This is a genomic window from Neobacillus niacini (genome assembly GCF_031456445.1).
Classification (GTDB): Bacteria; Bacillota; Bacilli; order Bacillales; family Cytobacillaceae; genus Neobacillus; species Neobacillus niacini_I.
Map to the genome: position 1 here is coordinate 70,121 of NZ_JAVDUQ010000008.1, position 18,408 is coordinate 88,528.

Genomic DNA, 18,408 nt, shown 5'->3' on the forward strand with positions numbered 1-18,408 from the left:
TCAAAAAGAAATGGGGGTTGTGTTATTCTAATGGTATGAAGGAGGTTATTATAATGAGCGAATGTAAGCTTGACCATTCACATGCAGATGTAAAAAAGAAATATGAATCACAAGCAGCCTTTTTGCCTGATGAGATGAAGCCATTATTTGAGCAGTTTTTTGAAAAAGAACACTCACAGGCATTGTTAAATGAAATGTTCCATTTGTTGAAAAAATACGACCTGGCATCAGATGAAGAACAAAGTAAGAGAAATAATCAATTATATCTTGTGTTGAAGAATGTATAATCATCACGTCCCGATCATAAACCGGGACGTTTTTTTGAATAAAATTTTTTTATGAATCTGGTTGTATTAGAAAATATTAAGGGTATTAATGATTAAAAAAGAATAGGGGATATGATGAGAGAATTATTTCAATTATTAAAAAAGGGTAATAAGTCAGCGATGATGGCTGCGATTATTAATACAATCATAGCCATCATTAAAGGGGTCGCCTATTCCTTTACAGGCAATGTGGCGATGTTCGCCGAAACGATGCATAGTATAGGGGACGCAGCAAACCAGTTATTTGTTTTTATTGGTTCAGCCTTAAGCAAAAAAGCTCCAACCGAACGATTTCCCAACGGATTCGGCCGCTTGGTCAATTTAGTTCTTTTAGGTGCCGTTTTAGTTGTTGGAATCATGGCATTTGAGACAATTGTGGAAGGGTATCATCATGTTATTCACCCAACAGCATCCCATGGTTTTATTCTTAATATCATTGTGTTAGGGGTATCCACGCTTCTTGAAACATCTGTTTTATTTAAAGCGATGAAGGAAATTTTACATGAAGTAGAGATTCAGGCAAAAGGATTAAATGTATTTGCCCAAAGCTTTGCGAATTTGGGAAGAGCAAAGCCGGCAACAAAACTGGTTTTTATGGAGGATATGGTCGCAACACTTGGAGGCTTATTGGCCATTATCGCTGTCCTTATTTCTCATTTTACTGCATTTCACCAGGCAGAGGGTCTTGTTTCGATCATAATTGGAGCGATGATGTTCTTTGTTGTCGGCAGGGTGTTTTTAGATAATGCAGCAGGAGTAATCGGTCAGGCAGATGAAGAAATGGAGGACAAAATCGGTAAGCTTGTGATGGCAGATCCTGATGTTAAGGATATTCAGGGGATTACCGTGATTAAAGAGGGGGAAGACCTGCACGTGGAATTGGAAATAGAGGTCGACCCGAAATTAACGGTTGCTGCGGCAGATGATATAAAAGACCGACTTGAGGAAAGAATTATGGCGGAAAAGGGCGTAGTGGATGTCACAATCGAAATTGATGAAGATGATCAGGTGATGAATTGGAAACCCTAGACGGAAGAAACTGCAAATTAAGCAGTCGTAAAGTATAAAACAAATTGGATGTTGGGAACCTAATGGAACACCGTGCTATTAGGGGGAGACATAATGGTTTCACATACGGCAAGATTATCCAGTTCTGAAATTGGCGGACTATGGGCACTGTTTCTCCAAGAGGATATGGGGATCCGCTTATTGGAATATTTTCTCCATCATAATCAGGATGAAGAAATTCAAAGTGTGCTAGAGCAAGCACTTGCTACTTCCATAAGACGTATTCAACAAATAACCGAAATTTTTACGGAAGAAGGAATCCCCCTGCCAGATCGACTCACAAATGATGATATCGACCTTTCCGCCCCCCCTTTGTTTTATGATACATTTGCGTTAAGCTTTGTATATTCAATGGGTCGGATGACTATGGTCAACATGAGCTTTATCACCTCCAATGTGGCAAGAATGGATGTTCTAAATCTTTTTACATCAATTGTGAAAGAATCCGCCAATTTGTATCAAAATGCTACTACTTTAATGCTTAAAAAGGGAATCTATGACCGGCCTCCGATGATTCCGTACCCTAAAAAGGTTGAATATATTGAAAAACAAACCTATATATTGGGGCTTGGCAAGAAAAGACCATTAAACACACCTGAAATTACTGAGATTTTCTTTAATGTTGAAAGGAATTATTTTTCTATTATAATATGTACCGCTTTTTTACAAATTGTTAAAGACAAGGAAATACGAAAGTATATTAAAGAAGGCAAAGAAATTTCTGAAAAGCAAATCCGGGTGTTTAACGATCTTCTCATGCGGGAAGAGCTTTTGGGAATAAAACCAACCACAATGGAGGTAACGGATTCACAGGTGGCTCCTTTCTCCGATAAATTAATCGTTTTGCTCTTTCATAGTTTAAATGCCATTGATATCACTTTTCTTGGCCATGCCTTGTCCTTATCGATGCGGACAGACTTGGCAGCCCATTATCAAAAATTTATTCTTGAGATTTTACTTTACGCGGAGAAAGGCTTTAATATTATGGTCGACCGTGGGTGGATGCAGCAACCCCCTCATGCACCCAATCGAAGAGAATTAGAAGGTTTAACATAAAGAAAACTCGCCGATTGGCGAGCCCCTTAGGGCGAAGACAGAGGCGTAGTTGCACTTATGCGTACTAGGAAAGTATAAACTTGGAAAAAGTTTATACTTTCCTAGTAGCTGAAAAAGGTCCGTCGATAATGACGAACCTTTTTTAGCTTTCTTATTCCCATGGCTTATTAATGGTTAAGTGTGCTGCTAGTTCTTTGCTGTTCTGTCTGTGCACTTTTCGTTCTTCGGCACGTTTTAATGCAGTTTCATGTAATTTCTTTTCTTCCTCGGTTTCAGGGATGATTCCAGGTACGGCTGCGGGTTTGCCGTTATCATCCAAAGCAACAAAGGTTAAAAACGCTGTGGCAGCAATTTTTCTATCCCCTGTAATAAGGTTTTCAGCAATAATTTTAACAAAGACTTCTACCGAAGTTCTCCCTGTCCAGGTTACAAATGATTCGAAACAGACGGAATCCTGGGGAGTAATCGGACTCAAGAAATCTACAGAATCAGTCGAAGCCGTGACACATTCCTTCCGTGAATGTCTTGTTGCGGAAATGGATGCAATCATATCCACATCACTCATTAATTTTCCGCCAAATAATGTATGATGATTGTTTACATCATTTGGAAATATCCTGCTTGATCTTACCACTTTTGAATCATTACATGTTTTTGCGTCCATTTATAAACCTCCATCACTTACGTACTCACAATATGCTTATTTTTCACCAGAATTTTATGTAATAACCAAAATAATTTTAATCTAATGTTCATGACACTTTAAGGAAAAAAGTGGTTTAATGAAGGCATTATGATAAAAAATAAGAAAAGTAGACCTTATGGTAGATGGGGGATTTCGAATGGGAAAAAATCTTCTTATTTGTTTATTCATCATATTGATGATTCTTGGACAAACAGCCTGCCAAAGCATGATTGGAATACATAATCATGATCATCAGACATTAGCGAAACAGCATGAAGCGAAACTTAAAGAGATTGTACAAAAGGGGAAAACAACACAACAGAGAATAAGTGACTATTTAAGATATAAACATATTAATGGAAGTGTTGCGGTTTTAAAGAATCATAAATTGGTCTATAACAAGGGGATTGGCTATGCGAATTTCAAAGCGCATATTTTAAACCAACCCTATACTAGCTATCCAATTGGTTCGATTACAAAGGCTTTTGTTGCAACAAGCATTATACAGCTGCAAGAAAAAGGAATGCTATCCATTGAAGATCCTTTATCAAAGTATATTCCCGATTTTCCTAATGGCAGAGAGATAAAATTAGTTCATTTATTAAGCCATACTTCAGGAATTCAAAAGCCCCTATGGCAAATATGGGATACAAGGCCAGTAGATATCATAAACGAAGCTGCAAAAAGGCCGTTATTGTTTTATCCGGGTACAGAATGGGATTACAAAGACATTAATTACTTGATATTGGGCTATATTCTTGAAAAGGTTTCGGGAACAACACTTAATGAATATATTCAAAAAAATATTTTTGTACCAGCAGGAATGAAAAATTCCGGGTTCATAACAGAGGAAAACCCTTTTCCATCTACATCAACCGGTTATCTAAAAATCAGCCGTCATTTACACCCAATTAAGAAACTGAACCCTTATCCCCTATTTAGCTGCGGTGATATTTACACAACAGCACTTGATTTATCCCGTTTCGATGAGGCATTATTTGGTGGTAAACTTATTTCAAGGACTAGTTTGAAGGAAATGCTTAGGCCTAGGAGTATCTCGAAATACGGATTTGGCCTTTATCATTATCCGGACAGTATTTTTAGCCGAGGCGTTTTATTAGGCTGGGAATCATTTCATGTATATTATAAAGATAAAACCCAAATTACGATCTTATTGAATATTCATTCCAAAAAGACAAAAATTAAAGCCATTGCAAATGATATTCACACAATTATTAAACTTGGAAAATCCCACCATTTGGGAATGTGACCGAGTATTTTTAAATGCAGTGGATAAAATGGAGGAAAAATATGAGTATGCAAAAGCAAATCATGCAGGAGTTAAATGTATCTTCTGAGATTAACCCAAAAGCGGAAATTAGAAAAAGAATGGATTTTTTAAAAAGTTATTTGCTTAAAACAAAGGCAAAAGGCTTTTGTTTAGGGATTAGCGGCGGTCAGGATTCCACCCTTGCCGGGCGACTTGCGCAGTTATCGATAGAAGAACTGCGGAAGGAGGGAAATGAAGCTGTTTTTATTGCGATTCGTCTGCCCTATGGTGTACAAAAAGATGAAGAGGATGCCCAAAGATCCTTGTCTTTTATTCAGGCAGACCAGGAGTATGTTTTTAACATAAAGTCGTCTGTCGATGCGGTCCAAACAGAGTATGATGGGATGACAAAAGGTGAACCTTTAAGTGATTATCAAAAAGGAAATGTAAAAGCTAGAATGAGAATGATTGCCCAATATGCAGTTGGCGGAATGGAAGGTCTTCTTGTCATTGGTACTGATCATGCGGCTGAAGCTGTAACCGGTTTTTATACGAAGTATGGCGACGGGGGTGCTGATGTTCTTCCACTTACAGGTTTAACGAAACGACAAGGAAAGGCTTTGTTAAAAGAACTTGGGGCGGATGAGCGTTTATATTTAAAAGTGCCGACAGCAGATTTACTGGATCATAAGCCGGGACAAGCGGATGAAACGGAATTGGGAATTACCTATGATGAGCTGGATGATTATCTTGAGGGAAAACCTGTTTCAAATGAGGTTGCTGAAAAAGTTGAAAATCGTTATCGCATAACAGAACATAAACGCAGACTGCCGGCAACAATGTTTGATTCATGGTGGAATTAAAGATCCAAATAGACCTATTAGAATATTTTCTAATAGGTTTTTCTACATTAAATTTTTCTAAAAGGATAAAATATCTTTACAGAAGCATGTTAGATATAATATGATAATCCAAGTAAAACAATAAGAATTCGGGGGGTTATATTCGTGAAAAAGCTTTCAGTAGTATTTGCACTATTACTAAGTTTTATGTTAGTACTGTCAGCATGTGGTACAAGTTCCACTAATGATAAAAAGAACGACAATCAATCTGCTTCAAAGGGAAACCAAGACTTATTGGCTAAGATTAAAGCAGATGGAAAAATTCTCATTGGTACGGAAGGTACATATGCACCATTTACGTTCCATGATAAAAGCGGTAAATTAACCGGATTTGATGTAGAGGTTGCAACAGAAGTTGCTAAGCGTCTTGGTGTTACACCAGAATTTAAAGAAACACAATGGGATGCAATGTTTGCTGGTTTAGATGCAAAACGTTTTGACATGATTGCTAATGAGGTTGGAATTCGTCCAGACCGTCAGAAAAAGTATGATTTTTCCGATCCATATATCACTTCCAGCGCAGTCCTAATTGTTCGTAAAGATAACAATAAAGTGAAAAAATTTGAGGATTTAAAAGGTTTAAAATCTGCTCAATCCATGACAAGTAACTATGCGGATATCGCAAGAAAATATGGTGCGAACATTGTAAGTGTTCCAGGCTTTAATGAATCCATTGATCTTCTTGGTGCTAATCGTGTAGACGCTACGGTTAATGATAAAATTTCATTTTTAGATTATAAAAAACAAAAGCCAGATGCACCTGTAAAAATTGCATCTACCTCAGCGGATGCTTCACAAAGTGGAATGATGTTTAGAAAAGATAATAAAACACTTGTTGATGCTGTAAACAAAGCACTTAAAGATATGATTGCAGATGGCACCTACAAAAAAATCTCTGAGAAATGGTTTGGTGAAGATGTACTTAAATAGTATTTTTGCTGACCCGGAGAGAACAGCACGTTTAGTGGATATTGCTCAAAGTTCCTTTCTGCCCCTTTTGAAAGGGGCTATTTTTTATACAATACCCTTAACGTTGATTACCTTTGTCATTGGTTTAATTCTTGCTATTTTAACGGCATTGGCGAGAATTTCGCATCTTAAAATTTTACAAATTATTGCCAGAGTTTATGTTTCTATCATTCGGGGTACCCCTTTGTTAGTCCAGTTGTTCATCATTTTTTATGGTTTACCGACCGTTGGGATTACTCTAGATTCCTATGTTGCAGCCATTATTGGTTTTTCTCTTAGTGTTGGTGCATATGGGTCCGAAATTATTCGTGCCGCGATTATCTCGATCCCAAAAGGACAATGGGAAGCGGGTTACTCAATCGGAATGTCGTATTCTCAAGTATTAAGGAGAATTATCCTGCCTCAAGCTACAAGAGTTTCAATACCGCCCTTATCAAACTCATTTATTAGTCTTGTAAAAGATACATCTCTGGCCTCACTTGTTCTTTTAACTGAGTTGTTTCGAAAGGCACAGGAAATTGCTGCAAGCAATTATGAGTTTTTATTGGTTTATACTGAAGCGGCACTTGTTTATTGGGTCATTTGCTTTTTCCTTTCCATCCTTCAACAATCAATGGAAAAGAGACTGGACCGCTATGTGTCTTAAGTAAAGGAGAATGACCATGATATCAATTAAAGGACTATATAAGCAATTTGACCATTTAGAAGTATTAAAAGGGATAGATATTGAGGTGGAAAAAGGGAAGGTGGTTGTCATCATTGGACCGTCCGGTTCGGGGAAAACAACGATGCTTCGCTGCTTGAATGTTTTGGAAACACCGACGAAGGGTGTTATTTCCATCGAAGGACAAAGTCTCGATTTCTCTAAGCCAGTTTCAAAAAAAAATATTGCTTCTTTTCGCCGCTTAACTGGTATGGTCTTTCAAAATTATAATTTATTCCCGCATAAAACCGCAGTGGAAAATGTAATGGAGGGGCCAACCATCGTCAAGGGTGAAAATAAAGATTCAGCTCGAAAAAGAGCGGTTTCTCTATTGGAAAAAGTCGGGCTCGGGGACAAAATTGATTACTATCCTGCACAGCTCTCAGGCGGACAGCAACAGCGTGTAGGTATAGCCAGAGCGCTTGCAATGGAGCCGGAGGTTATGCTGTTTGATGAACCGACCTCTGCTCTTGACCCTGAACTTGTCGGGGAGGTTCTCAAGGTAATGAAGGACCTTGCCCAAGAAGGAATGACGATGATTGTTGTTACCCATGAAATGCGCTTTGCCCGTGAAGCAGCGGATGAAGTTATTTTTATGGATCAGGGTGTGGTTGTTGAGAGAAACAAACCAGAAGAGATTTTCACTAACCCAAAAGAAGAACGGACACGAAAATTTTTAAATATGATTCAATAAAAAGTGCTATGGCTTCGGTCGTGGCACTTTTTTTCTTATCAATGTTGTCATTAACAAAAATTTAGTTTTTACCCTCAAAAAATCCCCACAAACCAAATTTTTCCGATAAAATGATTATGTGAAACTTTTTACATTTTTTCTACGTATATACAAATAGAGACAAGAAAAGGAGTGGATGCCTATTTATGGAGCCGTTTAGCATTCCTTTGGAAACCATCTATCTATACGCACTTATAATATCGGGTGTATTAACCATTTTGTATGTTTTGTTTGCGGATGTGTTTCATTTTCAAGGAGCCGGAGATGGCGGACTGCATCTTCTCAATCCGGTATTGATTTTTGCATTTGTGACAGTACTCTCAGCCTGTGGGTTTCTGCTGGAAAAATTGTCATCGCTTCATTATGGATTGATTTTGGCGATTTCTGCTGTTGCTGCTTTTATCGTTGTGACATTATTAAATGTTTTTGTTCTTATTCCCTTATCGTCGGCTGAAGAGTCACTTGTTTATAAAGAGAGTGATTTACGCGGCAGGATTGGTACTGTTATCACTGCAATCCCTGCAGACGGCTTTGGGGAAGTCATGATTGAAAATATTAGCGGTAGAATTGCCAAACCCGCTTCAAGCTTTGATGGCGTGGCCATTCCAAATGGCACAAAGGTGCTTGTGGTCCAAGTAGAAAATGGCGTATTACAAGTTACCATCAATCAAGAAATAGAGAGTTTCATATAAGGGGGAGTTTCAATGGGTTTTGGAATTATTTGGGTAATTATTGGGATTGTAGCATTAATCCTTATTGCCCTAATCGGGGTTTTTATTACAAAATATAAAACGGCGGGACCTGATGAGGCACTGATTGTAACAGGTAGTTTTCTTGGAAACCGCAATGTTCATGTGGATGAATCAGGTAATAAAATCAAAATTATCCGTGGCGGAGGTAGTTTTATTTTACCAGTTTTCCAGCAAGCAAAACCGCTTAGCCTTCTTTCAAGTAAGTTAGAAGTAACGACACCAGAGGTATATACGGAACAGGGTGTTCCAGTTATGGCTGACGGGGTAGCGATTATTAAAATTGGCGGCTCGATTAGTGAAATAGCTACAGCTGCAGAGCAATTCCTTGGAAAGGCGAAGGAAGACCGCGAAAATGAAGCGCGTGAAGTTCTCGAAGGTCATCTGCGCTCCATTCTCGGCTCAATGACGGTAGAAGAAATTTATAAAAATCGAGATAAATTCTCGCAGGAAGTCCAAAGAGTAGCCTCACAAGATTTAGCAAAAATGGGCTTAACCATTGTATCGTTTACGATTAAAGATGTACGTGACAAAAATGGCTATCTGGACTCATTGGGGAAACCTCGAATTGCTCAAGTGAAGCGCGATGCCGATATTGCCACGGCTGAAGCAGAAAAAGAAACACGGATTAAAAAGGCTGAAGCTTCTAAGGAAGCAAAACGTTCTGAATTGGAACGAGCAACAGAAGTTGCGGAAGCGGAAAAAATCAATCAGTTGAAAATTGCTGAATTCCGCCGTGAACAGGATATTGCCAAGGCGCGTGCCGACATGGCCTATGACCTTGAAAGTGCCAGATCGAAACAAGAAGTTACGGAACAGGAAATGCAGATTAAGATCATTGAGAGACAAAAACAAATTGAACTGGAAGAAAAAGAAATTCTCCGCCGTGAGCGCCAGTACGATTCAGAAGTGAAGAAAAAAGCGGATGCGGATCGCTACTCTGTTGAGCAGGCAGCTGCTGCAAATAAGGCAAGGGAGATTGCGGAAGCAGAAGCGAATAAATACCGGATTGAAGCCATGGCGAAAGCTGAGGCTGAAAGAATTCGCATGGACGGTCTTGCAAAAGCGGAAGCACAGAAAGCACAAGGTCAATCCGAGGCTGAAATTATTCGCTTAAAAGGTTTAGCTGAAGCAGAAGCGAAGGAAAAAATTGCCGAAGCGTTCGAGCAATTTGGTCAGGCGGCGATTCTTGACATGATCGTCAAAATGCTTCCAGAATACGCGAAGCAAATAGCTAGCCCGCTTTCGAATATCGATAAAATTACCGTTGTCGATACTGGCGGAGGTTCAGGTGCAAATGGCGGCGCCAACAAAATTACCAGCTATGCCACGAACTTAATGGCTAGCCTTCAAGAGTCATTAAAAGCCTCAAGTGGAATTGATGTAAAGGAATTAATTGAGAATTATTCCGGAAAATCCAATGTAAAAAGAAGCATTGAGGAATTGACCGAAGAAGTGAAAAAGACAGCAGAATAAATTTGAAAAATCCTTATCCGTTGTGATAAGGATTTTTTTCGCCCCAAAAATAAGATGCCCCACAAATAGGGACATCACTATGTAATCAGAGAGGTTAAGGAAAGGAGTGCAGTGTTTCTTCCACTTTCGTTCTTACACATCCATATTAGCGAGAAAGATTGAAGATATCATGAAGAAGTTGTGGTGAATTTGTGAAGTTGAAAACATCACAGAAATGAAATGTTATAGTATGGGTGAGAGGGAGTGGTGTACGATGAAGATTTTACTAGTAGATGATGAAAGACGAATAATCGAAGTTCTCGAAGCCTACCTCGAAAGGGAAGGATATGAGATTCATAGTGCAGATAATGGCATTGATGCTTTAAAAAAAGTGAAATCAGTCCAGCCTGATTTAATCATATTAGATTTGATGCTGCCCGATATTTCCGGTGAAGAGGTTTGCCGTTTAATCAGGAAAGAATCCGATGTCCCAATTCTTATGCTGACAGCGAAATCGGCAGAGGATAACCGTATAAATGGGATCATCATTGGTGCTGATGACTATTTAACGAAGCCATTCAGCCCAAGAGAAGTAGTTGTTCGTGTCCAAGCGATTTTCCGTCGTGTGAAAAAGTCTGAAAAAGTCGAACGGCTTGAATTTAACGGAAAAAAACTTGCTATTGACCTTGTAAAAAAAGAGGTAACCATAAATGGACATGAAATTACGCTGACCCCGATTGAATATAAGCTTTTAACCAATATGGCAATCAATCCGGGGAGAGTCTACAGCAGAATGGATTTGCTCGAAAAAATTCAGGATGAAGGCATGTTTTACGAAGGGTATGAACGCAGTGTCGATACCCATATAAAAAATCTTCGTAAAAAAATTGAATTGGAGTCCCGGCAGCCGGAATTTATTTTAACCGTATTTGGTATGGGCTATAAATTTGGAGGAGTCGCCGATGCTGCGAACACTCCGGTCTAAAATACTCTTTTATTTATTACTGATCTCCATGATTGGCATTTTATTGGTCAGTTTTTTTATCCAATGGGGTTTTGAAGCGAGCTTTAAAAGCTATTTAGATAGCAATCGTGAAAAAAAGATTGATAGAGTGATGGTTGAGATTGAAAAAGACTATAAAAAAAATGGTCATTTTACAAGTGATCCCGTTTTTAACCTTCTTCATGAACATGCCATGACTGACCAACTTTATTTTCAATTATACGATCGTTTTGGCCGCCTGCAGATGGATTCTTCGAAAATTAGAGGGATGTTAAATAGCCTGGGATTAACAGAACCAGTCACCGGTGGCGAAGAATGGCATACGAAATCATATACGCTAAAGGTGGACCAAACGGTGATTGGGAAGCTGGTAGCTATATATCCCGAAGGATTAATCGATGATGAGCATACATTTTTGCAAACTATTCAGCTCTATATATACGGTGCTGTTTGTTTAACCATTGTCCTCGCGATTCTTTTTAGTATGCTTTTTTCCAAAAAACTAACGTCTGGCTTGAAAAAACTCTCCTTTGCTGCAGATGAACTGCAGCAGCATAATCTTACCGTCCGGATCCCTTTGGCAGGATTGCCGACAGAGGTAAAGGATTTAGCGATTTCGTTCAATAACTTAGCAGAATCATTAGCGAAGGAAGAAATGCTGAGAAAGCAATTTACTGGTGATCTTGCCCATGAACTGAGAACACCGCTTGCAACATTGAGAAGTCAAATCGAGGCCTTTCAGGATGGCATATGGGAGCCAACGCGTGAGCGTCTGCAGCAAAGCCATGAAGAATTAATGCGTTTAGTTCGCCTTGTTAATGAGCTTGAAAAGCTGCTTGCAGCGGAAAACCCACAAATTCGCTTGGAAAAAATCGAGTTAGAAGCAGGAAGTGTACTGGCAGCTTTATGGGATATGTTTTTACCGGTGTTTAACGAAAAAAATGTTCATCTTCATATTGTGGAACCTAAAAAGGAAGAAATATTTTTTGCCGATAAGGACCGCTTAATCCAAATCCTCTCAAACGTTCTAAATAATGCGCTGAAATATACGCTTGGGGGGAAAAATGTTACGATTGCAGTTCTTACAGACAAAAAGGGATATGTTGGATTTAAGATTGAAGATGAAGGATCGGGGATTGCCGAGGATGATATCCCCCATATTTTCGAACGATTTTACAGAGGGGACAAATCTCGGGACCGCAAAACAGGCGGTGTTGGTATAGGGCTATCCATTGTAAAAGCCTTGATGGAGGCACACCAAGGAAAGATTAAAGTGAAAAGTACCGTGAATATTGGAACAAGCTTTATACTGTGGTTTCCTAGAGAAAAATAAAACCCGTTCAGTAGTGACGGGTTTTATTACGAAATCAAATCATTAACATTATATACTCTGCCGCTTTCGGCCTCACCGTTTAGGGCAAGGTCTACAAGTGCATTTGCGACTTTTTCCGGCGGAAGCAGCATGCTTTTTTCTTTAAATTCTTTATAAAAGGTTGGGATTTTGATGACTAAGCTTCTTTATATAACCGTTAACCCAAAGAGGGATGGAAAGCTTTCAAAGGGAATGCAGATTGGAGAGGTTTTTCTGAATGCATTCAAACTAGAAAAGCCGGATGTCGAAATGGTTCAAATGCATTTATATGACATGGAAATCCCGGAAATGGATATAGATTTAATGTATGCACGTGCCAAGATATCTTTTATGGGACGAACCTTTGACGAGCTATCTGAGGTAGAGCAAATAAAAATAATGAAAATGCATGCTCTTGCGGATCAGTTTATTGATGCAGATTATTATGTCTTTGTCACACCGTTATGGAATCTTGGCTCTCCAGCCATATTAAAATCCTTTCTTGATAATTTATTTATTGTTGGAAAGACCTTTATTAATACCGAGGATGGTCCTAAAGGGCTGTTAACTGGGAGAAAAGCGATTCATATCCAAACACGCGGAGGCATTTATTCGACTGGTCCTATGGCTGATTTCGAATTTGGCGACCGTTTTTTAACAACAGCCCTGGGCTTCCTCGGTTTGGAAGTGATGGACTCGATTATTGCCGAAGGAACAGATCATTTTCCAAAACAACTACCGGAAATCATGGCAAAGGCCAAACAAGAAGCCGTGGAAAAAGCAAAGGCAATGGCGAAAGAAACAGTTACCATCAGCAACTAAAAGCGGCTCAGAGAATGAGCCGCTCAGATTGTCGAGAAAGGTTATTTTTCTTGGAAATTTTTCATTTTGTCTAAATCTAAAATACCATTTTTATATTTTGGCAGGCATTGCCCGAACGAGTGGATATTCCCGTTAAAAGGGAAAAGCAAAGTGGTTTCATTGCCCGAACGAGTGGATATTCCCGTTAAAAGGGAAAAGAAAAGTGGTTTCATTGCCCGAACAAGCTGGTATGCCCGTTAAAAGGGAAAAGCAAAGTGGTTTCATTGCCCGAACGAGTGGGTATTCCCGTAAAAAGGGAAAAGCAAAGTGGTTTCATTGCCCAAACGAGTGGATATTCCCGTAAAAAGGGAAAAGCAAAGTGGTTTCATTGCCCGAACGAGTGGATATGCCCGTAAAAAGGGAAAAGCAAAGTGGTTTTATTGCCCGAACGAGTGGATATGCCCGTAAAAAGGGAAAAGCAAAGTGGTTTCATTGCCCGAACGAGCTGGTATGAACGTTAAAAGGGAAAAGCAAAGTGGTTTCATTGCCCGAACGAGCTGGTATGCCCGTAAAAAGGGAAAAGCAAAGTGGTTTCATTGCCCGAACGAGTGGATATGCCCGTAAAAAGGGAAAAGCAAAGTGGTTTCATTGCCCGAACGAGTGGATATGCCCGTAAAAAGGGAAAAGAAAAGTGGTTTCATTGCCCGAACGAGTGGGTATGCCCGTAAAAAGGGAAAAGCAAAGTGGTTTCATTGCCCGAACGAGTTGGTATGCCCGTAAAAAGGGAAAAGCAAAGTGGTTTCATTGCCCGAACGAGTGGATATTCCCGTTAAAAGGGAAAAGAAAAGTGGTTTGTCGTGTTACGATTTTTATTTTACTTTTTGAGCGATTATATTAGGAGAGTGGTGGGCTGTTCCCACACTTGAATATACCAATTGAAAAGACTTTGCAGATGAAATAAAAGGCTATCGAAAGTTTTTCGACAGCCTGAGCAGCTCAGAGTATGAGCCGCTTTTTTAGAACTTACCCGTTAATTGGAAAAACAAAATTGCAAATCCTAAAATCCAAACATAAATCGCAAATGGTTTTAGGGAATGCTTTTTTAAAAAACCGACCATCCATTTGACGGCAATATACCCAAATATAGCGGAGGATACAATCCCAACTAATAACGCCGATAAGGAAATCGTTTCACCTTTGCCCTCGAATAAATCGAAAGACTGGAGGACCACAGCCCCGGCAATCGCCGGTGTCGATAATAAAAAGGAAAAGTAGGCAGCTGTTTCACGGTCCAGTTTTCTCCATAAGGCGGCAACAATGGTCATACCGGAGCGGGAGATGGCTGGAAAAATCGCAGCCGCTTGAAAAGCTCCAATAATAAACGCATCCTTATAGCTGATTTGGTCCATTTTTTTATAGCCATTTTTTGCCGAATCAGCAAACCAAAGAAAAATCCCTGTGATTAAAAATTCCCAGCCAATGGTGACTCCCGTTTTCGAAATTTCATCAAAATAATCTTTAAAGGTTAATCCAATAAGAACGGCTGGAATGGTTCCAATAATTAATAAAAAAGTTAATTTGCTAAATGGTTTTTTGATGATATAGATAAACTCGTTCTTATAAAATACCAGTACTGCAAGAAGTGTTCCGAGATGGAGCATTGTATCCAACAAAAGCCCCGCTTCCTGCAAGCCAAACAAATTTCTTCCTAAGTATAGGTGGCCTGTACTACTGATCGGTAAAAACTCTGTTAATCCCTGAATGATTCCGAGCACGAGTGCTTCAAGTTTCGTTAACATAATTTCCCTCTCTTTTATGGTAATGGAAAGCTTGTTTATTTTATAAATATTCGTAAACGAGCTCTCTATTCAATTATTATTAAAATTCTTCTTATTTTCTCTTTGAGATTAGCAAATTATTATATTGTTTAAGCAAAAATAGTGTAAAAGGTTTTCACCCTCCCATAAAATAGAAGTAAGTATATTGAAGGGGAGAAGCGTAGTGAAAAATAGCCATTTATTATTTAACACATCCATTGGTGTTCAAAAACCTGAAAGTATCCGCAATAAGCAGCAAGCTTGCCCTTTTTGTGACCGCGATCAGCTGATAGATTTGCTTGAGGTTGATGGTCCTATCATTCTCTTGAAAAATAAATATCCTGTTTTGGTAAACGCCTATCAAACCGTATTAATTGAAACAGATGAATGCCATCAGGAATTATCATCGTACTCCAAAGCCCATTTACATAGACTTTTGAAATTTGGCCTAAAGCATTGGCGTGAAATGGAGGAAAGCGGTGTCTTTAAATCAGTAATCTTTTTTAAAAACCATGGACCATTATCCGGAGGAACGATTGCCCATCCCCATATGCAGATTGTTGGGTTAAATGATCTTGATTATAAGGAGAAAATCTCCAGAGGTGTATTTGAAGGGATCGTCATTGAAGAAACAGATGGAGTGACCTTTTCCTTATCAACTAAACCAAGGGTTGGCTTTTATGAATTTAACGTGGAAATGGCTGATACGGGCTATGTGGAGGCGTTTGGGGACTATATCCAAACAGCAGTCCATTATATTCTAAATCATTTTCCATTTAAAGCCTCCAGCTACAATTTATTTTTCCATCATATTCATCATAAAATTTTTGCGAAAATTGTTCCGAGATTTGTGACAACACCACTTTATATTGGCTACGGGATTCCTCAGGTACCGAATAATTTGGAATGGATGGTGAAAGAGGTAAAGAAATACTACTTTCAACCCAAAATTCCCAGTGAAAATCTGGATTAACCATGTAAATTAACCCATTCAAAGGTTAGAAGTTGTGATTTGCGGATAATAAAAATATAATGGAGGAATGTAAAGTTCTTTTAAGGGTTTGCTACATTAAAAGGAGAATGAATGAGCATGACTTCCAATCACAATAACACAACTTCGAAACTTGATTATAGTCTTATTTTTATATTGATGTTACTATGTTTAGCCAGCTGTATCTCGATCTATAGTGCACAGGCAAGCGGCCAATACAAAGAGAATTTTGTATTGAAGCAAATTATCTGGTATGCCGTCGGGGGTGGAATCATAGCTGGGGTAATGACTTTTGATTCTGACCAATTAAAAAAAATCACCTGGTATCTTTACGGTTTTGGTATTCTACTTCTTGGATTATTAATCATCGCACCGCCAAGCATTGCGCCGGTCATTAATGGAGCGAAAAACTGGTTTAAGGTACCGGGGATTGGATCCCTTCAGCCCTCAGAGTTTGTAAAAATCTTTATTATTCTCGCATTGGCATGGGTGATTGAAAATCATCATCAAAAATATTTGGTTAAGACAATGCAAACTGATTTTTGGCTATTAGTAAAACTTGGTATTGTCACGATGGTACCTTTAATGATGATTATAAAGCAGGACTTGGGGACATCCCTCGTTTTTTTATCCATCATGTTAGGAATGATTTTTATCTCGGGGATTTCATGGAAACTCCTCTTGCCGATTTTTTCGGTAGGGACTGTGCTAATTACAACTATTTTCTATTTTGTTTTAATAAAACCGGATGTATTGGAGAAATATCTTGGGGTAAGGCAATATCAATTTAGCCGAATATACTCATGGCTAGATCCTTATAATTTTCAAAGTTCTGCCGGTTATCAATTGACGCAGTCGCTGCTTGCAATTGGCTCAGGCATGACTTCCGGAAAGGGATATGGAAACAGGGATGTATATTTACCTGAGAGCCACACTGACTTTATTTTTAGTATTGTCGGCGAGGAATTTGGCTTTGTCGGGGCAAGTGTCTTAATCAGTTTATTTTTCTTGTTGATTTACCACATTACCAAGGTCGGTATGGAAACAAAGAATAATTTTTATACGTATATTTGTGTCGGGGTTATCAGCATGATTACCTTCCACGTTTTTCAAAATATCGGGATGACGATTGGGGTACTGCCCATCACGGGTATTCCGTTGCCATTCATCAGTTATGGCGGAAGTTCGTTAATGGGAAATATGATGGGGCTCGGATTAATTTTCTCCATCCGCTACCATTATAAAAAGTACATGTTTTCAACCACGTCATAATATTGTTAGATGACGTTGATGTTTGCAAATAGAAAGAGCGAAGTCATGAAGACTTCGCTCTTTCTATATTTTATTTTTTAAGCATTATTTTTTCTAGGTCATCTAGCATTATATTTGCAGCAAGAACTCCTCCTGCGGTATTCCAAGTTGCATCATTCACCTCGTGTGCATGACCACTTTTCACTGCTTTTAAATTTTTCCAAAGGGGATCATTCGTCCATTCTTTCACTGTTTTTAGGGCTGCTGGATCGCCGTTAGGAGCATAGGTGAAGTAGAAAAGAATATCTCCGTCCATTTTAGGGATTGCTTCTTTTCCCACTTCAATTGCAAGGTTACCCAGCTTATTATCTGCGGTAAAAAGTGCTGCCTGTTCTTTTGGACGTTTAAACCCTAATTGATCAAAAATAATACCTGAAAAGGAATCTGTGTAATAAATTCGGGTTGTACCAGCCATGAAACGGACGACTGAAACCTTTTGATTTACCTTATCACCCAATTTTTCTTTTAAATCCTTTACATGTGCATCAAACGCGCTTAATACTTCATTTCCTTTTTCCTCTTTGTTTAAAGCTTTTGCGTATAGTTTAAAGTTTTCTTTCCAATCTCCGCGAAGGGTTTCTGAGAAAACAGTTGGTGCAATCGCTTTTAATTGATCATAAATTTTTTCCTGACGCAATTTATTTCCGATAATTAAATCTGGCTTAAGAGCTGCAATCGCTTCAACATTCACTTCACTCTCAGTACCAACAACCTTCACATTTTTCATTTTATCCGCTATATGGTCATACCATGGATTTCCTGTCCAAGATTGTACGGCTCCAACAGGAGTAACTCCCATTGCTAATAATGCTTCAGTTCCTTCATTCGTTAAAACCACAATTCTTTTTGGACTCCCTTTAATTGTGGTAGAGCCCATTGCATGTTTTACAGTATAACTTGTTTCTTCCTGCTGGTTTTTCTTTTCAGTAGTTTTTTCGTTATTACCGCCGCAGGCAGCCAATAGGAAAATAGCCATGACGCTTATAAGGGTAAAGAATGTTTTTAATGCTTTCATAAATGATGTAGCCTCCTGTTTAAATGTTAATGATAATCATTTTCAATTACGATTTAATCATAAAATGGGGAGGAGTAATATGTCAACGAATAATTGATAATGATTTTCAAAATCAGTGAGGATTTGAACATTCTATGAAAAGATGAAAATGATTCTCATACTCATTGACAATCATTATCAATTAAATATAGACTAAATGATAT

21 protein-coding genes are annotated in these 18,408 nt (G+C 38.7%); 18 read left to right on the top strand and 3 right to left on the bottom strand.

The window, feature by feature from the left end; translation table 11 throughout:
• Nucleotides 1-53: 53 nt before the first annotated feature.
• The 3 genes from J2Y67_RS09610 (at nucleotide 54) to J2Y67_RS09620 (ending at nucleotide 2,450) form a co-directional block, all read left to right on the top strand.
• Nucleotides 54-287 (top strand): hypothetical protein, encoded by a 234-nt coding sequence (locus J2Y67_RS09610; RefSeq protein ID WP_310173282.1) that lies wholly within the window; start codon nucleotides 54-56, stop codon nucleotides 285-287.
• Between the two features lie 114 nt (nucleotides 288-401).
• Nucleotides 402-1,355 carry a cation diffusion facilitator family transporter gene (locus J2Y67_RS09615; protein ID WP_310173284.1) on the top strand — a complete coding sequence of 318 codons (954 nt, stop codon included), beginning with the start codon at nucleotides 402-404 and terminating at the stop codon, nucleotides 1,353-1,355.
• Between the two features lie 93 nt (nucleotides 1,356-1,448).
• The gene (locus J2Y67_RS09620; protein ID WP_310173286.1) at nucleotides 1,449-2,450 is read left to right on the top strand and encodes a DUF3231 family protein; all 1,002 of its coding nucleotides are present in this window, start codon (nucleotides 1,449-1,451) and stop codon (nucleotides 2,448-2,450) included.
• Between the two features lie 151 nt (nucleotides 2,451-2,601).
• On the opposite strand, the gene J2Y67_RS09625 is transcribed toward J2Y67_RS09620, so the two are convergent.
• Nucleotides 2,602-3,114 carry an acyl-CoA thioesterase gene (locus J2Y67_RS09625; RefSeq protein ID WP_310173288.1) on the bottom strand — a complete coding sequence of 171 codons (513 nt, stop codon included), beginning with the start codon at nucleotides 3,112-3,114 and terminating at the stop codon, nucleotides 2,602-2,604.
• Between the two features lie 178 nt (nucleotides 3,115-3,292).
• Here J2Y67_RS09625 and J2Y67_RS09630 point away from each other — a divergent pair, with 178 nt between their 5' ends.
• The 13 genes from J2Y67_RS09630 to J2Y67_RS09690 all read left to right on the top strand — a co-directional run bounded on the left by J2Y67_RS09630 (nucleotide 3,293) and on the right by J2Y67_RS09690 (nucleotide 13,969).
• Nucleotides 3,293-4,405, top strand: coding sequence for a serine hydrolase domain-containing protein (locus J2Y67_RS09630; protein ID WP_310173289.1), 1,113 nt, complete (start codon nucleotides 3,293-3,295; stop codon nucleotides 4,403-4,405).
• Between the two features lie 41 nt (nucleotides 4,406-4,446).
• A complete protein-coding gene (gene nadE, locus J2Y67_RS09635) occupies nucleotides 4,447-5,268 on the top strand; it encodes an ammonia-dependent NAD(+) synthetase (RefSeq protein WP_310173291.1) in 822 nt (273 codons plus the stop codon).
• Nucleotides 5,269-5,412: 144 nt separating this feature from the next.
• The gene (locus J2Y67_RS09640) at nucleotides 5,413-6,237 is read left to right on the top strand and encodes an amino acid ABC transporter substrate-binding protein (RefSeq protein ID WP_310173293.1); all 825 of its coding nucleotides are present in this window, start codon (nucleotides 5,413-5,415) and stop codon (nucleotides 6,235-6,237) included.
• Complete coding sequence (locus tag J2Y67_RS09645) at nucleotides 6,224-6,922, top strand: amino acid ABC transporter permease (protein ID WP_310173296.1); 699 nt, start codon at nucleotides 6,224-6,226, stop codon at nucleotides 6,920-6,922. The genes J2Y67_RS09640 and J2Y67_RS09645 overlap by 14 nt, the downstream gene beginning before the upstream one ends.
• Nucleotides 6,923-6,938: 16 nt before the next feature.
• Nucleotides 6,939-7,673 carry an amino acid ABC transporter ATP-binding protein gene (locus J2Y67_RS09650; RefSeq protein WP_310173298.1) on the top strand — a complete coding sequence of 245 codons (735 nt, stop codon included), beginning with the start codon at nucleotides 6,939-6,941 and terminating at the stop codon, nucleotides 7,671-7,673.
• 185 nt (nucleotides 7,674-7,858) lie between these two features.
• Nucleotides 7,859-8,404: an NfeD family protein gene (locus J2Y67_RS09655; RefSeq protein WP_310173300.1), complete on the top strand. Its 546-nt coding sequence runs from the start codon at nucleotides 7,859-7,861 to the stop codon at nucleotides 8,402-8,404.
• Between the two features lie 12 nt (nucleotides 8,405-8,416).
• Nucleotides 8,417-9,937 (top strand): flotillin family protein, encoded by a 1,521-nt coding sequence (locus J2Y67_RS09660; protein WP_310173302.1) that lies wholly within the window; start codon nucleotides 8,417-8,419, stop codon nucleotides 9,935-9,937.
• A 253-nt stretch (nucleotides 9,938-10,190) separates the two neighbouring features.
• Nucleotides 10,191-10,901, top strand: a complete 711-nt coding sequence (locus tag J2Y67_RS09665; RefSeq protein WP_310173304.1) for a response regulator transcription factor — start codon at nucleotides 10,191-10,193, stop codon at nucleotides 10,899-10,901.
• Nucleotides 10,879-12,252, top strand: coding sequence for a HAMP domain-containing sensor histidine kinase (locus J2Y67_RS09670; protein ID WP_310173306.1), 1,374 nt, complete (start codon nucleotides 10,879-10,881; stop codon nucleotides 12,250-12,252). Before J2Y67_RS09665 ends, J2Y67_RS09670 begins: the two co-directional genes overlap by 23 nt.
• Nucleotides 12,253-12,423: 171 nt before the next feature.
• A complete protein-coding gene (locus tag J2Y67_RS09675) occupies nucleotides 12,424-13,092 on the top strand; it encodes an FMN-dependent NADH-azoreductase (RefSeq protein ID WP_310173308.1) in 669 nt (222 codons plus the stop codon).
• A 66-nt stretch (nucleotides 13,093-13,158) separates the two neighbouring features.
• Nucleotides 13,159-13,332 (top strand): hypothetical protein, encoded by a 174-nt coding sequence (locus tag J2Y67_RS09680; RefSeq protein ID WP_310173310.1) that lies wholly within the window; start codon nucleotides 13,159-13,161, stop codon nucleotides 13,330-13,332.
• 118 nt (nucleotides 13,333-13,450) lie between these two features.
• Nucleotides 13,451-13,585, top strand: a complete 135-nt coding sequence (locus J2Y67_RS09685; RefSeq protein ID WP_310173312.1) for a hypothetical protein — start codon at nucleotides 13,451-13,453, stop codon at nucleotides 13,583-13,585.
• 177 nt (nucleotides 13,586-13,762) lie between these two features.
• On the top strand, nucleotides 13,763-13,969 hold the full coding sequence (locus J2Y67_RS09690) for a hypothetical protein (RefSeq protein WP_310173313.1): 207 nt from the start codon (nucleotides 13,763-13,765) through the stop codon (nucleotides 13,967-13,969).
• A gap of 118 nt (nucleotides 13,970-14,087) precedes the next feature.
• Here the strand turns inward: J2Y67_RS09690 and J2Y67_RS09695 are convergent, their stop codons facing one another.
• Nucleotides 14,088-14,870 (bottom strand): undecaprenyl-diphosphate phosphatase, encoded by a 783-nt coding sequence (locus J2Y67_RS09695; protein ID WP_310173315.1) that lies wholly within the window; start codon nucleotides 14,868-14,870, stop codon nucleotides 14,088-14,090.
• A gap of 202 nt (nucleotides 14,871-15,072) precedes the next feature.
• On the opposite strand from J2Y67_RS09695, the gene J2Y67_RS09700 reads away from it, so the two are divergent.
• Nucleotides 15,073-15,861, top strand: a complete 789-nt coding sequence (locus tag J2Y67_RS09700) for a DUF4931 domain-containing protein (protein WP_310173319.1) — start codon at nucleotides 15,073-15,075, stop codon at nucleotides 15,859-15,861.
• Nucleotides 15,862-15,978: 117 nt separating this feature from the next.
• Complete coding sequence (locus J2Y67_RS09705) at nucleotides 15,979-17,151, top strand: FtsW/RodA/SpoVE family cell cycle protein (RefSeq protein WP_310173321.1); 1,173 nt, start codon at nucleotides 15,979-15,981, stop codon at nucleotides 17,149-17,151.
• 70 nt (nucleotides 17,152-17,221) lie between these two features.
• Here J2Y67_RS09705 and J2Y67_RS09710 read toward each other — a convergent pair whose 3' ends face one another.
• Complete coding sequence (locus tag J2Y67_RS09710) at nucleotides 17,222-18,205, bottom strand: ABC transporter substrate-binding protein (protein ID WP_310173324.1); 984 nt, start codon at nucleotides 18,203-18,205, stop codon at nucleotides 17,222-17,224.
• Between the last annotated feature and the right edge of the window lie 203 nt (nucleotides 18,206-18,408).

Excerpts from the sequence above, each read along its gene's own strand:
- J2Y67_RS09610 (WP_310173282.1), top strand. The coding sequence starts at position 54 with ATGAGCGAATGTAAGCTTGACCATTCACATGCAGATGTAAAAAAGAAA.
- J2Y67_RS09615 (WP_310173284.1), top strand. The coding sequence starts at position 402 with ATGAGAGAATTATTTCAATTATTAAAAAAGGGTAATAAGTCAGCGATG.
- J2Y67_RS09620 (WP_310173286.1), top strand. The coding sequence starts at position 1,449 with ATGGTTTCACATACGGCAAGATTATCCAGTTCTGAAATTGGCGGACTA.
- J2Y67_RS09625 (WP_310173288.1), bottom strand. The coding sequence starts at position 3,114 with ATGGACGCAAAAACATGTAATGATTCAAAAGTGGTAAGATCAAGCAGG.
- J2Y67_RS09630 (WP_310173289.1), top strand. The coding sequence starts at position 3,293 with ATGGGAAAAAATCTTCTTATTTGTTTATTCATCATATTGATGATTCTT.
- nadE (WP_310173291.1), top strand. The coding sequence starts at position 4,447 with ATGAGTATGCAAAAGCAAATCATGCAGGAGTTAAATGTATCTTCTGAG.
- J2Y67_RS09645 (WP_310173296.1), top strand. The coding sequence starts at position 6,224 with ATGTACTTAAATAGTATTTTTGCTGACCCGGAGAGAACAGCACGTTTA.
- J2Y67_RS09650 (WP_310173298.1), top strand. The coding sequence starts at position 6,939 with ATGATATCAATTAAAGGACTATATAAGCAATTTGACCATTTAGAAGTA.
- J2Y67_RS09655 (WP_310173300.1), top strand. The coding sequence starts at position 7,859 with ATGGAGCCGTTTAGCATTCCTTTGGAAACCATCTATCTATACGCACTT.
- J2Y67_RS09660 (WP_310173302.1), top strand. The coding sequence starts at position 8,417 with ATGGGTTTTGGAATTATTTGGGTAATTATTGGGATTGTAGCATTAATC.
- J2Y67_RS09665 (WP_310173304.1), top strand. The coding sequence starts at position 10,191 with ATGAAGATTTTACTAGTAGATGATGAAAGACGAATAATCGAAGTTCTC.
- J2Y67_RS09670 (WP_310173306.1), top strand. The coding sequence starts at position 10,879 with ATGCTGCGAACACTCCGGTCTAAAATACTCTTTTATTTATTACTGATC.
- J2Y67_RS09675 (WP_310173308.1), top strand. The coding sequence starts at position 12,424 with ATGACTAAGCTTCTTTATATAACCGTTAACCCAAAGAGGGATGGAAAG.
- J2Y67_RS09695 (WP_310173315.1), bottom strand. The coding sequence starts at position 14,870 with ATGTTAACGAAACTTGAAGCACTCGTGCTCGGAATCATTCAGGGATTA.
- J2Y67_RS09705 (WP_310173321.1), top strand. The coding sequence starts at position 15,979 with ATGACTTCCAATCACAATAACACAACTTCGAAACTTGATTATAGTCTT.
- J2Y67_RS09710 (WP_310173324.1), bottom strand. The coding sequence starts at position 18,205 with ATGAAAGCATTAAAAACATTCTTTACCCTTATAAGCGTCATGGCTATT.